12 protein-coding genes are annotated in these 13,986 nt (G+C 60.1%); 4 read left to right on the top strand and 8 right to left on the bottom strand.

Features of this window, described 5'->3' with window-relative positions; genetic code table 11:
• Nucleotides 1–634: 634 nt before the first annotated feature.
• Nucleotides 635–3,748, bottom strand: coding sequence for an efflux RND transporter permease subunit (locus AAFO90_RS22090; protein ID WP_347510811.1), 3,114 nt, complete (start codon nucleotides 3,746–3,748; stop codon nucleotides 635–637).
• A gap of 12 nt (nucleotides 3,749–3,760) precedes the next feature.
• On the bottom strand, nucleotides 3,761–4,909 hold the full coding sequence (locus AAFO90_RS22085; protein WP_347510810.1) for an efflux RND transporter periplasmic adaptor subunit: 1,149 nt from the start codon (nucleotides 4,907–4,909) through the stop codon (nucleotides 3,761–3,763).
• Between the two features lie 738 nt (nucleotides 4,910–5,647).
• On the opposite strand from AAFO90_RS22085, the gene AAFO90_RS22080 reads away from it, so the two are divergent.
• Genes AAFO90_RS22080 through AAFO90_RS22065 form a run of 4 tightly spaced genes read left to right on the top strand, consistent with a single transcriptional unit; the run spans nucleotide 5,648 to nucleotide 8,880 of the window.
• Nucleotides 5,648–7,135 (top strand): FAD-binding oxidoreductase, encoded by a 1,488-nt coding sequence (locus tag AAFO90_RS22080; RefSeq protein WP_347510809.1) that lies wholly within the window; start codon nucleotides 5,648–5,650, stop codon nucleotides 7,133–7,135.
• Nucleotides 7,132–7,542 carry a hypothetical protein gene (locus AAFO90_RS22075; protein WP_347510808.1) on the top strand — a complete coding sequence of 137 codons (411 nt, stop codon included), beginning with the start codon at nucleotides 7,132–7,134 and terminating at the stop codon, nucleotides 7,540–7,542. Before AAFO90_RS22080 ends, AAFO90_RS22075 begins: the two co-directional genes overlap by 4 nt.
• Nucleotides 7,539–8,591 carry a hypothetical protein gene (locus tag AAFO90_RS22070; protein WP_347510807.1) on the top strand — a complete coding sequence of 351 codons (1,053 nt, stop codon included), beginning with the start codon at nucleotides 7,539–7,541 and terminating at the stop codon, nucleotides 8,589–8,591. The genes AAFO90_RS22075 and AAFO90_RS22070 overlap by 4 nt, the downstream gene beginning before the upstream one ends.
• The gene (locus AAFO90_RS22065; protein ID WP_347510806.1) at nucleotides 8,581–8,880 is read left to right on the top strand and encodes a hypothetical protein; all 300 of its coding nucleotides are present in this window, start codon (nucleotides 8,581–8,583) and stop codon (nucleotides 8,878–8,880) included. Before AAFO90_RS22070 ends, AAFO90_RS22065 begins: the two co-directional genes overlap by 11 nt.
• A 75-nt stretch (nucleotides 8,881–8,955) precedes the next feature.
• On the opposite strand, the gene AAFO90_RS22060 is transcribed toward AAFO90_RS22065, so the two are convergent.
• The 6 genes from AAFO90_RS22060 to AAFO90_RS22035 form a co-directional block, all read right to left on the bottom strand.
• The gene (locus tag AAFO90_RS22060) at nucleotides 8,956–9,705 is read right to left on the bottom strand and encodes an ABC transporter ATP-binding protein (RefSeq protein ID WP_347510805.1); all 750 of its coding nucleotides are present in this window, start codon (nucleotides 9,703–9,705) and stop codon (nucleotides 8,956–8,958) included.
• Nucleotides 9,702–10,745, bottom strand: coding sequence for an iron ABC transporter permease (locus tag AAFO90_RS22055; RefSeq protein ID WP_347510804.1), 1,044 nt, complete (start codon nucleotides 10,743–10,745; stop codon nucleotides 9,702–9,704). Before AAFO90_RS22055 ends, AAFO90_RS22060 begins: the two co-directional genes overlap by 4 nt.
• Nucleotides 10,742–11,824, bottom strand: a complete 1,083-nt coding sequence (locus AAFO90_RS22050) for an ABC transporter substrate-binding protein (protein WP_347510803.1) — start codon at nucleotides 11,822–11,824, stop codon at nucleotides 10,742–10,744. The genes AAFO90_RS22055 and AAFO90_RS22050 overlap by 4 nt, the downstream gene beginning before the upstream one ends.
• Nucleotides 11,825–11,849: 25 nt before the next feature.
• Nucleotides 11,850–12,566: a Crp/Fnr family transcriptional regulator gene (locus tag AAFO90_RS22045; protein ID WP_347510802.1), complete on the bottom strand. Its 717-nt coding sequence runs from the start codon at nucleotides 12,564–12,566 to the stop codon at nucleotides 11,850–11,852.
• A 56-nt stretch (nucleotides 12,567–12,622) separates the two neighbouring features.
• The gene (locus AAFO90_RS22040) at nucleotides 12,623–13,066 is read right to left on the bottom strand and encodes a DUF2946 family protein (RefSeq protein WP_347510801.1); all 444 of its coding nucleotides are present in this window, start codon (nucleotides 13,064–13,066) and stop codon (nucleotides 12,623–12,625) included.
• Between the two features lie 145 nt (nucleotides 13,067–13,211).
• Nucleotides 13,212–13,571 carry a polyketide synthase gene (locus tag AAFO90_RS22035; RefSeq protein WP_347510800.1) on the bottom strand — a complete coding sequence of 120 codons (360 nt, stop codon included), beginning with the start codon at nucleotides 13,569–13,571 and terminating at the stop codon, nucleotides 13,212–13,214.
• Nucleotides 13,572–13,986: the final 415 nt, after the last annotated feature.

Genomic DNA, 13,986 nt, shown 5'->3' with positions numbered 1-13,986 from the left:
GGGGCGCAAGGCGGACCCAGACCTCATCTGTCAACACAAACCGCTCTTCGTTCATTCAAACCTCCATTTTGGAAGCTTGAATCAGATTTCAGCCAGCTTGGGAATCCTGAATGTCCACAGACCCTAACAAAACTCAAGCAAAGACAGGTCACTCTTTATTACACCTCATTGCAACAGCCCGCTTTGCGAAGAAGCCGTACCCCCCTGGCGCCCTCCACTCACCAGCGCCCGAACCGTTCATTTCGATGGACCCAAGTCCGATCATGCACCAACACTCAAACCGGATCATTTAGGTGGGGCTGATCACCCCAGCCACCCTGAAAGGGACAATAGGACGCCCGGACACGAAGGGGTTGAAAGCAGCGGCTCCCAAAGCAACAGCCGCGTCAGCTACTTTTACCCGATTAAAGCAGCGGAGCAACAAGGGTGTCTCTGCGCAATGTTCTGCCGAGCTGTGCCCGAGATCATGTTCGGACGGCGCAAAGGTTGGCGACCGGTGGCGACACGATACGACAGGTGCCTAAAGGTGTTCCTGTCTGCAATCGTACTCGCAGCACTCGTCATTTACTGGCTATGTGTCTTGAGCCTAAGTCAACATTGGTACTAACCATCGCTGGCTTCACAGCCCTTGATTTCAATTGGCATTCGCTTCGCGCAGTTCGCGATGCAACCGTGCCTCCTCCTCGGACTTGGGGGTCGAGAACCGTGCCAGCAGCAAATAGGCCGCCGGGGTCAGAAAAAGCGTCGACAGGGTTGCGAGCCCCAAACCACCGACGATCACCCACCCCAAGGCTTCGCGCGCCTCGGCGCCCGCCCCGGTTGAGAAAATCAGCGGTATCCCCCCGAGAACCGTTGACGTCATAGTCATCATGACGGGACGCAGGCGTATGGTCGAGGCATCATAGATTGCTTGATGTACATCCGCACCGCGATCCCGCAACTGGTTCGCGAACTCGACGATCAGGATGCCGTTCTTGGCCATAATCCCGACTAACATGACAAGGCCGATCTGACTGTAAACGTTGAGGCTGAGCCCGGTCAGGGCAAGGGCAAAAGCAGCACACGCCAGACCGAATGGCACGGTCGACATGACGACGATGGCGGAAATGAAGCTTTCGAATTGCGCTGCAAGGACCAAAAGAACGACGATGATCGCAAAGCCGAAAATAATGCCAATCCCCGAGTTCGTCTGATCCAGCGTCGCGGCCTCGGCCAGCGGAACGACCCTGTTGTTCTCGGTGATCAGATCCGCCGCCAGATCCTGCACCTGGACAAAGGCATCGCCCAGCGCAAGCTCCGGCGTCAGGCTGGCCGCGATCTCGACCGAGCGGTTCTTTCCTTCGCGGCTAAGTTCCGGAGCAACGGCGCGTTCCTCAAGCCGGACAAAGGACGACAAGGGAACCATCTGGCCATCGGACGCACGTACAAAGATGCTTTCCAGATCACCAGGATCATCAACCGGCATCGAGGTCGAGAGCATCTGGATATCATAGCTGGTGTCATCGATGAAAACCGACCCCACGCTTCGCCCGTCCAGAACGGCCCGCAAGGCATCCCCCAACCCGGAGATTTCGACGCCAAGGTCCGATGCCCGTGCGCGGTCGATTTCGATAAAGAGCTGTGGCTGCGTCGTTTCATACTCAAGCCGAACCCTGCCAAAGTCGGGATTTTGCTGCATCCGCTCGACCAGTTGCTCGGCCACGCCCGCCAGCTGGTCATAGTTGTCGCCCGTGATCGCAAACGCCAAGCCGCGTCCGGCGCCGCGAATTCCCAAGGAATTGCGCTGGATTACGAAGACCCGAACTCCGATGATCGAAGACAGCCCCCGGTTAATATCGTTGACGATGTCCTGCTGACCGCGGCTGCGCGCCTCCCATGGTGCAAGCGTGGCAACCATGAACCCCCGATTGTCGGCGCTATAGCCCGTAATCGAGAAGACATTGCGCAGCTCGCCGGTTTCGCGAAGGGGAGACAGCGAGCGCTCGATCTCGTTCATTTTTGCCATGGTATAATCGAGCGACACCCCCTGAGGTGCTGTGATGGACATCAGCACAAGCGATCTGTCTTCAGGCGGGGTCAGCTCCTGTTTGATACCAGAGCCAACCATAAGCGCAGTTGCCGCGAACAGCAGCGACGCCAGAACCACAATGGCCGGAGCGCCCAAGGCCATCCGCAATGTGGCTCCGTAAAGCGCGGCAAGCCGGTTGCCCAGCCAGGTGATCGGTCCGCGCCCGCTGTTATTCAGCTGCACGCCATCCAGCAGGCGGCTGGCCATCACCGGGCACAGTGTCAGCGCCACAACCGATGAGAGCGTCACGGACATCGCCAGTGTAAAGCCGAACTCGCGGAAAAGCCCCCCGGCCTGTCCGGGCAGGAACGACAGGGGCACGAAAACAGCCGCGAGGGTGGCCGTCGTGGTGATCACGGCAAAGAACACCTCCTGAACCCCCAGAACGGCAGCCGCGCGGGCGCCCATCCCCTCGGCGCGCCGCCGCACGATGTTTTCCAGAACCACGATGGCATCATCCACCACCATGCCCGTTGCCAGAACAAGCGCCAGAAGCGTCAGGATGTTGACTGAGAACCCCACCAAATAGATCCCGGCCAGCGTTCCGACCAATGCGACGGGAAGTGTCAGTGCAGGAATGAGGGTGGCTCGGAAGCTGCGCAGGAAGAGAAAGATCACGGCAACAACAATTGCGATAGCCAGGCCCAGCGTCTTGAGTACCTCCTCGATCGAGCCATTGATGAACACCGCATCATCAGAGGTGATGAATATATCCACGCCTATCGGCAGGGTTTCATTCAATTCTGCAACCACCTGATGCACGGCTGCCGAGATTTCCAGCGTATTGCTGGTTGCCTGACGGATCACCCCGATGCCTAGCCCTGTCTGGCCATTGGCGCGCAGGATGGTTTCATTCGGCGCGGGGCCAAGGGTAACGCGTGCCACATCCCCCAGTTTGACATTGTCGCGGATCTCCAAGGCTTCAAAGGCGTCAGGTGTCGAAACAGAAGCCGTTGTGCGGACATTGATCGACTGGCGCGTACCGCTCAGGTCGCCCGCCGGAGCATCATAGGCCACATCCGCAAGCGCACGGCGCAAATCCGCAAGGCTGAGCCCCCGGCTGGCAAGCTCCCATTGGTCGATATCAACCCGGAATATCGGATCACGATCCCCGTAGATCTGCAAATCGGCAACGCCCGGTATCGAAATCAACCGGTCTTCCACCCGGTCATGCACGATTTGTGTCAGTTCCTGCGGCGAGCGGCTGTCCGAGGTCACCGCCACCCGGACCACAGGCTGCGCGTTGGCGTCGGCCTTTACGATGCCGGGGGTCTCGGCATCCTCTGGCAGGGTATTGGCTATCCGGCTGACCGCATCACGGGCATCCGTCGCGGCAACATCCAGATCTACACTATCCTCAAATTCCAGCGTGACCCGGCTGCGGCCATAGCGAGATTGCGACGAGATCGTCCTGATCCCCGAAACCCGCCCAACCGCGCCTTCAATCCGGCTTGTGACCTCCTGATCTACGGTTTCGGATGACGCGCCCGGGAAATAAGTCGTCACCGTCACCACGGGGCGGTCCACATCCGGCAATTCGCGGATCTCGACCCCGAACAAGCCAGCCACTCCGGCAATCACAATCAGCGCGTTGAGCACAAAGGCCAGTACCGGCCGTTTGACGAACAAGACGGTGCCCGTGCCATGCTGCCCATGCAGAGTCTCGCCAAGTATACTCACGACGATACTCCCTTAACCGTTGGTCTCAGATGGTTCTGTGCCCTCGACAGCTTCAACCTCAGCCCCCGGCCGGATATTCTGAACGCCTTCGACGATGATGGCATCCCCGGCATTCAGCGCGCCTTCGACCAGGACAGAGCCACTGTTGCGCTGCAATATCTTCACAGCGACCCGTTGTGCCTTGCTGTCTTCGATCTTCCACAGGAAAGGCCCGTCCGAAGACCATTGCACCGATAGCGGATCCACTGCCAAGGCCATTTCGCCGGGAAACGAAAGCGCGACCGAGAACGCCATCCCAGCCCTAAGCGTATCGCCCTCGTTTTCAAGCTGCCCCTGAACCCGCAAGGTGCGGCTGTGCCGGTCGACGATATTGTCGATCGCGTTGATCTTCCCGACAAGCTGCTGATCTGGGTTCGCCAAGGGAACGACCTGCATCGGCATGCCAAGCGACAATTGGCTGATCGCCCGTTCAGGCACCCGGAAATCGATCAGGATATGCGAGCGGTCCGTGATCACCGTCAGGACATCCTGCACGGAAATGCGGTCGCCAACCTCGATCTCCGACAGACCAGCCCATCCCGAGATCGGCGCGACGATGGTTCGCTGTGCAAGGTCAAACCGGGCCTGCTCCAACGCCAGTTCGGCCGAGCGCAGTTCCAGTTCAGCCTCGCGGAAACGCACAGCTGTTACCGCGCCGGTTTTCTGCAACTGCTTGAGCCGGTCGACATCCTCCTTTGCAGCCTCCACCTGCAATCGCGCCCGTTCGACTGCGATCTTTTCGGCTGCGTCTTCAAGGTGGTAAAGCTCATCCCCCTTGCTCACATAACCGCCGGCCACAAACCCCGTCGACACGATGCGCCCCGTCGCTTCGGCGCGCACTGTAACGGATCGAATGGCCCGCCCGTCCCCGATCGCGCGCACCTGATCATTCATCGGTTGTTGCGAAACCTCTCCCGCAACCACGCGAACCGGCCCGCGCGGGCCACGTTTCGCAGTCGTTTCTGACGCTTCGTTCGAGGGAAGAGGCGCAACCTGTTCAATGATATCCAGCACGCCCCAGCGTTCGAGCAAGGGGCGCGACGCAGGCACATAGGCAGCCCAAAGATACAGAGCCCCGCACACAAGGAGCGCTCCCGCAAAAAGTTGCTTGATGAGCTTCATGGAGTTTCCTGCGCTGGGTGAACCGGCGTGGTTGCCGCTGAAAATTGGGTTGTGTGTATCATTGTGAAAAACTGCCTACAAAAAACATGCAACCGCAAGCAAATTCTAGCCGTTCCCGAACCTGGCCGGAATCGTAATGTTGATTGTTTTTGCACAACAAAATGCACGCCTCCCTTCCGTGCTGAAAAGGCGCGGACAATGCGGCTGATCAGGCTGAACACGTCAACTCTGGTTCGAATAGACGTAGCTCTAAGAGTTACTTTTCAAGAGCAGAGGCTGATGGCGATCAAACACCGGACCGCGGTTCGCTGAGCGGTTTGCCAGATCGGGTTCAAAAGCGGGCATTTGCCACGGTTAACGTCAACAGCGGATGTGCACACTCATGCCTCCCTCAGTGCCCTGCAGCTCAAATCATGCAAGGTTGGCATATTGCGCAATACCGTCATTTGCCGGGTACGCAGCCAAGGACCTTTTCCTCCCGCAAAGGGAGATTTCCGATGCCCGTAGCGGCCTCGGGTCCCGGACAGCAGGTACGCGTCTGTAGTGCCCATTGGTCAGAGGGCCGGGACTGCATTGTCGCTCCAACAGAGCCGAACACCGAACTTGAAGGATTGATACCTAGTGTGCCGGTCGCCATATTGCAGGGCGGCGGACCGTTCCCTGATCAAAGCTTTGGCACAGTATCAAAGCACAAATTTCTGTAATCCATTTTTAGCCAGCTACTGGAGACATAGGTAGATGAAAGCATTTGGCAGAAGAGCTGCCTTAATTGGCCTCGGCGGCGTCGCTGGATGGGGGCTGTCGAGATGGCTGGGTGCGGATCTTCCGGTCTACACCGGCACCAATCGGATCACCGCTCCATCTGGCGAAAAATGGCTGAATGACGCCAGCGGCCTGTCCGCAACGCCAATCCACAGGCACCTGACTTTGCAGCATAACGCGATGGAAAAGCTGATTGCCGCGATCCGCCGGGAACTGGCCGAGGCGAAGGCCGAAGGCCGCCCGCTCAATGTCGGCGCAGCGCGCCATTCCATGGGCGGCCAGGCCATCCCTCGCAACGGCACCGCCATTACCTTTGACAATGGATCGGTGGAGATTGACAGCGCGAACCAGACCTATCTGGCTCAAGCAGGCGCGCGCTGGTCGCAGGTGATTGCCGCGCTTGACCCGGTGGGATGGTCGCCCAAGGTCATGCAGTCGAACAATGATTTTGGCGTTGCCGCGACCTTCTCGGTGAACGCCCATGGCTGGCCTGTGCCCTTTGGGCCGATGGGTTCGACCGTGCGATCACTGCGCATGGTGTTGCCCTCTGGCGATCTGGTGACATGTTCTGCCACCGAAAACGCCGATCTATTCAGCCTGGCCATGGGCGGCTATGGTCTGGCCGGTGTCATCGTGGATCTGGAAGTGGAGATGGTGAAGAACACTCGCCTGCTGCCGAGTTTCGAGGTTCTGGATGCCAGCACATTTGCCGATGCCTTTCGCATCGCAACCAAGGACCCGAGCGTGACCATGGCCTATGGACGACTGAACGTCGAACGCGACACGTTCTTTCAAAAGGCCTTGCTGGTAACCTACCGCGAAACCGCAGACCAGTCGGACCTGCCAGCCGCCAAGGGTTCAGGCTGGATGTCACACGCCGCCAGCCGCCTATATCGGGCACAGCTGGGTAACGAGACCTTCAAATCCTTCCGTTGGTGGAACGAAACAAGGCTTGGCCCGGCCTTGGCGGCCGGAGAGGTCACGCGCAACACGCTGATCAACGAGCCGGTTGTCACACTGGACGACCGCAACCCGGACCGGACGGATATTCTGCACGAGTATTTTATCGGCTTTGGTGCCTTTGACGACTTCCTTGTCGCCTGCCGTGAGGTAATCCCGGCCTCGTACCAGGAGTTCCTCAACGTGACGCTGCGCTATGTGGCGCAGGACGACCAAAGCGCGCTGTCCTATGCACCAGAGCCCAGGATCGCCGCCGTCATGTCGTTCAGCCAGGAGCTGACGCAGCGGGCCGAGGCTGACATGGCCCGCATGACCCGCGCGCTGATCGACAGGGTCGTGGCGCTTGGCGGAACTTACTATTTGCCCTACAGGCCGCATGCGACGGTGGATCAATTCGCCGCCGCCTATCCAAAGGCCAGGGAATTTGCGCAGGCCAAACGGGCGCTCGACCCGCAGCGCGTGCTGCGAAACAACCTCTGGGACAGCTATCTGGGACAACTATGACCACTCTGCAAAAACTCTCGCTGGGCTATTTTGTGGCCCTGATGATTGCCGCATCGCTGAACTATGTTCCCGGCCTCACGGATGAGGACGGACTGGCCTTCGGCATCTTCGCGCTTGATACCTATGATGATGCGCTGCACGTGGCCTCGGCCCTTTGGGCACTGGTCGCGGGGATGTTGTCGCATCGGGCGGCGCGGAGCTTTCTTATCCTGTTCGGGCTGGCTTATCTGGGGGATGGTGTATTCGGGTTTTTCACCGGATATGGCTATCTTGACCTCGGCATTTTCACGAACGCCTCGGCCGGGATCGACCTGTCGCTTCCCCGTTTCCTTGCCAACCTGCCGCATCTGGCCCTGGGCGGCATTGCAGTCTGGGCCGGGTTCCGCAACGCAGGCCAGACGGCGTGACCCTGCTGTGGCGCTTGACCAAATTGCTGGCCCTGTTGCTGGTATTGGTCGCGATCGGTCTCAGCGCCCCGGTGGTCTACGTGGAAACCATGTGCCGCGGCACCGGCATGCCGCAGCCTTATGACGCCCTGATCGACCCTGCTCATCACCGCCCCGAAAGCCGCACCCTAATGACCTATCCGGAATGGCATATCGTTCACGCCTACGAGGATTATGCAAAGGTTGTGCGCAGCGGTGACCCGCATGACTATGGATTTTTGCGCGGGATCGGCGGCTTCTGGAGTTCACTTTGCGCCCTGTCACAACGCGCCGCGGACCACGGGGACATTGATGGCAGCACCAAGCAGATGGTCTATGTGATCGGGGTTAGTTTCACTGCTGAACTGGCGCTCAAGGGTGCCTATGAAGAAACCTTGGGCCGACTGTTTGCGACCCTGCGCGGCCCGCAGCGCGCACCGCTTGACGATCTGTCAGCGAAGCAATCCGCGGCCTACGCGACCTTTCTACAGCAGGTGCCCTGGTACAAATGGCCGTTTCGCGAAGACATCACGGACCTCAACACCAACGCCAGCCCCGTGCTGCGCGATAGAGAACGTCGACTGGCGCTTGGCCTCGAATACCGCGCCAAGGCAGCCTATGCCGATGTGATCGCACAGGCCGTAGCAGAGGTCGGGCAAGATCAACTGACATTGCGGATGATCGTTACCGGTGCCAATACTCAGCAACTGTCCGGGTACAAGGGCGTCCGTGTCGTGAAAGAGCGACCGGAGGGGGTCGAGATCGACGCCCCCCGCTACCGCGCCCTGACACATTTGATTCAACAGATGGCGGCCGATCAGGTAACCCTTGTCGAGATCGCAGGGAATGATGACATCCTTTTCACCGCCCTTTCGGCCCGGCAGAGCGAACCCGGCGCGCTTTACAGCCGCGCACGGCAAGGGTTCGGCGACTATCGCCACCTTATCCCTGTAAAGGTCCGGGACTTAGTCGCGCGGCTCCGCCAAATGGAAAGTTCAGACCTTACACTGGAACATATCCATGACTATTAGATCGCTTCTGCTCGCTCTTCCGCTGCTTCTCCTGGGATGGTTTTCTATCCTGCTGACAGTGGCTCTGGTAACGGATGAGGCGCCCGCCTATGTGGTGATCTTCCCCGGAACCACATTCATGCAAGAACTGCCGAACGATACGTCCATCCTTGCGATATCGAAGTTCAGTATCACTCTGACGTCCGGCCTTCCGGGATTTGCAAAATCGCTGTACGCAAGCGGCGCATGGATTGTCCTGCCCGCCGGCTTGCCGGGCTGCCTGCCCTTGCCACAGGAGCGGCAACCCTAGCCTATGTCAGTGTCCGGTTTTCGGGAGGCCACTTACTTGAGCTCAAGCGTTGGACCGCTGATCTACTACAAGCCATTATTTTGGCGACCGAGCCTGGTGCGCGACAAAGACCGGACCGCCGTTGCGGTCGGTGATAATTTCACTGTCGATCTGATAGGCCCGGTCAAGGCAAGGCGACTGCAGAACCTGTGAGGTCGGTCCGGCCGCAGCGAGCCTGCCGGTTTCAAGGAATACCGTCTGATCCGCATAACGGGCTGCCAAGGTCAGGTCGTGCAAGGCAGCGAGCACCAGTCTGGTCTGTGCAAGCCTTTGCAATTGGTCGAGCACCTCGAGCTGGTGGTGCAGGTCCAGCGCACTGGTGGGTTCGTCGAGGATCAGCAGGCGGGGATTGCGGATCAGGCGTTGCGCCAGAAGAACGCGCTGTTGCTGGCCCCCTGACAGACTATCCATCCGATGATCGGCGAGGTGTGACAGGTTTAACATCTCCAGAATCTGGGCAACTTCGGCGCGCTCCCGCGCTGTGATGCGCCAACCGAGCCTTTCGCGCCGCCCAAGCAGCACACATTCCGCGACGCTCATGGCTGCCTTCACGGCAAAATCCTGTGGCATGAATCCGATGCGTTCAGGCGCAGGCCAGGTCTGGTCCAGCGCCTTGGTGCCGCCGTGGCGCTGAACCCCGGCAAGCGCCTTCAGCAGGGTGGATTTTCCTGCACCGTTTGGGCCAATTACCGCAACGAGCCCGGTTGAGGGCAGCTCCAGCCTTTCAATCCGCAGCAAGCGGCGGCGCCCTGCATCAACGGTGAAATTTTCCAGAACCAAACTCATGTGCGCCCTTTCAGCAAAATGATTGCAAGCAGCATCGGAATACCCGCGATGGCGGTGATGATGCCCACCGGAATGACCGCACCGGGTGAGATAACCTTTCCCAGTACGGAGGCGGCAACCAGCACCACAGCGCCCATGATCGCAGCCATCGGCAGGCCGAAACGGTGATCTTCGCCCACCAGAGCGCGCCCGACATGCGGGGCGATCAGGCCGACAAAACCGATGGTGCCGGTAAAGCTGACGGCACCGGCAGTCAGAAGCGCGATTATCACCAGCACCCGCAGGCGCAACCTTTCGACGTTCAGGCCAAGGCTTGCAGCATTGCCTTCGCCAAGGCGCAGTGAGGTCAGGTTCCACACCTCTCGGGCAATCAATGGCAGGGTCACAGCAAGGATCGCGGACAAGACCTGCACCGACGTCCAGGTCGCCTTGAGCAGGCTGCCGAACAGCCAGAAGACGATCTGTTGCAGCACTTCGGGGGCAGCCATGAATTGCTGCAGCGATTGCAGCGACTGGAACAGGAAGAGCACCGCTATGCCCGCCAGTACCAGCATCTCGGGCGAGGCGCCGCGCAGGTGCGCGACGAGGTAGACAAGTCCAGCTGCGACCAGCGTGGCGGCAAAGGCCGCGAGCGGTACGCCGATCCACATCGCCACCGGCAGTGCCGTACCGAACAGGATCACCAGTGCTGCGCCGAAACCGGCAGCGGCGGAAAAGCCCAGCGTATAGGGGCTGGCCAGAGGGTTATTGAGGATGGTCTGCATCATCAGTCCGGCGATCCCCAGGGAAGCACCCACCAGTGCAGCCATCAGGGTCTGCGGCATGCGCAGATGCCACAGGATCGTCGCGAGGCGGCGGTTCTCTGCGTCCGGGCCATCGCGCAGGCCCTTCAGGACGTCGGACAAAGGCAGACCGGCGGGACCGGTCACTAGGTCCACCACCATCAGGGCCGCCAGGATGGTGAGGGCGGCACAGACCGCCCCCATTCGGGTGATGCGGGTGCGGTCGAAACCGCTCCCTTCACTTACCGCGATACTCATTCCGCCTGCATCATGAAAGTCCCCTCGGGCGTGATCGGCAGCCAGTCGGCGTAGAACTTCGCCAGTTCGGCCTGCGGGTCGACATCGGCAAAGGTCGCCGGGTGCATCGCCTTTCCAAGGAAACGGAAATAGGCAAAATCAGACAGCGTGCGCGAGCCGCCGTGATAGATGCCATAGACCTTGCCGTTTTCGACTGCGGGCAGGTCTGACCAGCCGGGGCGACCGAGATAGGCACCGATGCGTTCGTTCGCGAGCGCCTTGTCCGCGCCAAAGCCCAACGGTACGGAGGCAGGGCGGTTCAGCCATTCAGAGCCGGAGAGAAGGATCACCTCGGGCGCTTGGGACAGCACGTATTCCGGGGAAAGCGGCCCCCAGTTCTCGATCTGGCCATTGGCGATGTTCTGCCCCTTGAGCCGGTCGATAACTCCGCCCCACATGCCGCCTGCATAGGAGTTTCCGACTTCGTCCGGCCCTTTCTGCGCCAGTTCGACATAAGCTTTTGGTGCCTCAGTTGACTGTTCTACCCGCGCAGCAGTGTCTGCTGTCATCTCGGCATAGAGCGTCGCGAGTGTCTCGGCGCGCTCCTCAGTGCCCATCGCCCTCCCCAGCGCGCGGGTCGAGGCCAGGTGCGCCTCAAGCGTCTGGGCGTTGTAATCGAGTACGAGTACGGGAATATCCGCTGTATCGAACTGCGCCGCGCTTTCACCAAGCGCGTCGTACTGCCAGCCTGCAAGGATCACCAGATCCGGATCGGCAGCGATGGCGGCCTCGATGGACATGGTGCTGTTTTCTGTGTCGCCCACATCGGGCAACTCAGCCAGCTGCGGAAAGACCTGCGTATAGGCGTCCCATTGTTTCGGACGCCAGTCGGCCCAGGGACCGCGCGACAGGCCGACCAGCTTGTCCACCGCGCCGTCGCCGACGACTGCGAGGTAATCCTCGTAGTAAAAGCCCAGCAGCACGCGTTCCGCCGGAGTTTCGAGCGTGACGGTGCGGTCGCGCAGGTCGGTGATGGTGATCTCGGCCCACGCGGTGGTTGTCAGCAGCGTGGCGAGGCAGGTTGTCAGTGCAAGTTTCATGGTTTCTCCCTGTGTCATGAAAAGGTCAGGCGGCGACGCGTGCAGGCGCATCCCCGGTCAGCTCGTGAAGGGCTACGGCGTCCAGAACGCGGACACGGGTCGGCAGTGGCATGGCAATCAACCCCGCCTTTTCCAGCGCCCGCATCTGCCGCGAGACGGTTTCCAGTGTCAGGCCGGTCAACTGTCCCAGATCAGCGCGGCTCATCGGCAGGTGCATCTCGTCCGGCCGCCCGTGGCGCTGATGGAAGGAGACCAGCATTGAGGCCACGCGTTCGCTGGCAGTCTTGCGCCCCAGCAGCAGCTGCCAGTCCTGCGCCTGTGCCAACTGGTCCTGTATCAGATGCAAGAGGTTCAGCTGCAGCCGGGGAATGGCGCTGGCCAGTTCCTCGAATGTGCGTTGGTCGCAGGTCATGACCTCGGTCTCACCAACGGCGGTCAGCGTGCATTTGGCACGGACGCAGCCCTGCGGCGCCAGCGCTTCGTTGGCAAAGGTCAGGGCCAGCAGATGCGTGCGACCCTGCGGCGTCGGCCTGTCCTCGCGCAGCATGCCGGACCGGACGATCCCCATGAATGGCGCATCCACGCCCTTGCAGGCCAGTGTTTCGCCATCACGGTATTTTTCGGTTGTGAATTTGCGCTGGATTGAGCGCATCTCAGCGGACCTCATTCCCCGGAACAGGGCGAGTCTTGAGGCAATTCTGAAGACCCTGTGGTCCGGCCACGGGTGTATCATCGCAGTCATGCTGGTTTCCTTGTCTTTGACTGTCGGACAAGGGGCGCGGGGCCCCGGCTGAAGGATCAGACGGGAAGAGGCGGCGCGCGGCTGCGGTGTTGATTTGGAAGATCTTGCGAAACTGGACGTTGCGCCGAACCTGTTGGCAGCGCCAAAGGCCGAAGCGGCATTTGGATCAAAAGACCGACGTTCGAAGAGGGCACGGTTCCGGCGACGCTGACTTGGACGCAATGCGGCGCGTCGTGATCATCACGGGCGGGCTGCTCATCCTCGGCAGGGATGATCTCGCCCGCATCGGTCAGCCAGACCTCCTGCGTGCCGTCGGGCGTGCAAAGCACCAACTGCATGCCTTCGGGGCCTTGCGCGCGCATAAGACCATCCGGCACGGTGGACGAGCCGAGCAACGCAACGAGCAGCAGCGCGCGTGTTATGAGACCAAGAAAGAACAAGGACCTGGGGTCGAAATGGTTCATCCAGGAACGACCTAGCCTGTCGGCGGGATCGCTCATGAACGCCGTTTCTATCTCATTGCCGCAGAGCGCGCAGTGACGTCACAGGTGGCGGCAAGAGCCGCAATAAGAGCAATATTCATGGATGTCTCCAAAGTCTGATCCGGCGCGAGGGCCGGATGTTTCACCAATAGGTCGGGAAAATTCAGACGGTTGGAGGCGCTCGTGCCGGGCGTGCTGCTTCGGCGGTGAGGGCGTTCAGAACAGGTGGCTGCGGCACCCAGTCTGCCGGATCACAAGACAATTCGGCAAGGATGAGGGCAACAGCTGGCTCTGGCAGGGAGGCGGCGGCATGCAGGCGACAAGCTTCACAGGTTTGCGTGCTGTCGGCATCCTCGAAATCTCCACAGATCGCGGAGATGTCCAGCCCGTAGGATTGGGCAAAGGTCAGTGCAGCCTGTTGCTCCGGCGTTGCAAAACGATGCGCAAAGCCCGACGTTGCCAAAGCAACGATCAAAAGCACGACCAACGCGCGCAATGACCAGAGGGGGCGCATCACCTTCATATCAAGGGTCGATAGCAGAACGGCAGTAAATCGCAAGCGCGCAACTTCAGCTGCGACAATCCGGACATCGGCACGACGCGCGACGCAAGTCCGTGCGCCGAAGACTGTTTGGCGCAGACAGCGACATTTGCGTAGTCGTTGCACCTATAGCCACGCCGCAGAAACACCAGGCCGGTAGCGGTCCCGCACCGCACTACGGCATTGCGCAAAGCAAGCATAATTCAACGAAAGCTCGGAACTTTTTCAGAGCCTCACGGCTTCACCGAGACATTGATGGGTCCCATTGTATTAGACCAGATGAGCGTTTTGCGGCGGGCGAGCCGCAGATGTGGTTTTCTGACGAACACGGAAGAGTTCGAAGGAGAAAGACCAATGACGAAAACGCTTTACGTGGGGCTGGACGTCCACAAAGACA

It is taken from the genome of Phaeobacter sp. CAU 1743 (genome assembly GCF_039839315.1).
In the GTDB taxonomy this organism is placed as follows: Bacteria; Pseudomonadota; Alphaproteobacteria; order Rhodobacterales; family Rhodobacteraceae; genus Phycobacter; species Phycobacter gallaeciensis_A.
The sequence above is the reverse complement of the archived record's forward strand: the minus strand, read 5'-3'. Positions and strand labels throughout refer to the sequence as shown.

What these genes read in the sequence shown, in the direction of transcription:
- AAFO90_RS22055 (WP_347510804.1), bottom strand. Translation starts at nt 10,745, where the DNA reads ATGAGTATCGCGGTAAGTGAAGGGAGCGGTTTCGACCGCACCCGCATC.
- AAFO90_RS22085 (WP_347510810.1), bottom strand. Translation starts at nt 4,909, where the DNA reads ATGAAGCTCATCAAGCAACTTTTTGCGGGAGCGCTCCTTGTGTGCGGG.
- AAFO90_RS22075 (WP_347510808.1), top strand. Translation starts at nt 7,132, where the DNA reads ATGACCACTCTGCAAAAACTCTCGCTGGGCTATTTTGTGGCCCTGATG.
- AAFO90_RS22035 (WP_347510800.1), bottom strand. Translation starts at nt 13,571, where the DNA reads ATGAAGGTGATGCGCCCCCTCTGGTCATTGCGCGCGTTGGTCGTGCTT.
- AAFO90_RS22045 (WP_347510802.1), bottom strand. Translation starts at nt 12,566, where the DNA reads ATGACTGCGATGATACACCCGTGGCCGGACCACAGGGTCTTCAGAATT.
- AAFO90_RS22050 (WP_347510803.1), bottom strand. Translation starts at nt 11,824, where the DNA reads ATGAAACTTGCACTGACAACCTGCCTCGCCACGCTGCTGACAACCACC.
- AAFO90_RS22080 (WP_347510809.1), top strand. Translation starts at nt 5,648, where the DNA reads ATGAAAGCATTTGGCAGAAGAGCTGCCTTAATTGGCCTCGGCGGCGTC.
- AAFO90_RS22065 (WP_347510806.1), top strand. Translation starts at nt 8,581, where the DNA reads ATGACTATTAGATCGCTTCTGCTCGCTCTTCCGCTGCTTCTCCTGGGA.
- AAFO90_RS22060 (WP_347510805.1), bottom strand. Translation starts at nt 9,705, where the DNA reads ATGAGTTTGGTTCTGGAAAATTTCACCGTTGATGCAGGGCGCCGCCGC.
- AAFO90_RS22040 (WP_347510801.1), bottom strand. Translation starts at nt 13,066, where the DNA reads ATGAGCGATCCCGCCGACAGGCTAGGTCGTTCCTGGATGAACCATTTC.